The 286-nt window shown below is 68.2% G+C and carries 1 protein-coding gene; it reads left to right on the top strand.

Annotation, left to right across the window (positions count from 1 at the left end):
• Positions 1-286: hypothetical protein (locus LD028_RS08795; protein WP_237811591.1), on the top strand; the 286-nt coding region annotated here is incomplete at both ends.

Below are 286 nucleotides of genomic sequence, written 5' to 3'. Positions count from 1 at the left end.
CGGGCGCCAGGCAGGTTATCCCTTCGCGAACGCATGGATCGAACCGCAAGGTATGGAAGGCGGCGTGCTGCGCGTTCGGCTCGACGCCGGGACACTCTCGGCGGTGCGCGTGATCGGCCACGCCAACGCGCTGGCCGATCACCTGCTGACAACCGCGTTGGTGACCGGGCGTCCGGTCCGGCGCGAACAGTTGGAGCGCGCGATCCTCCTCGTCGGCGACATACCCGGCGTCAGCGTCCGCGAAAGCCGATACGTCCGACAGGACGGTTTCGGGATCCTGCTCGTC

The sequence above is a fragment of the Anoxybacillus sp. LAT27 genome, from assembly GCF_022030075.1.
Taxonomy (GTDB): Bacteria; Bacillota; Bacilli; order Bacillales; family Anoxybacillaceae; genus Anoxybacillus; species Anoxybacillus kestanbolensis.
Note: the sequence above shows the minus strand (reverse complement) of the source record. Positions and strands in the feature narration are given on the sequence as shown.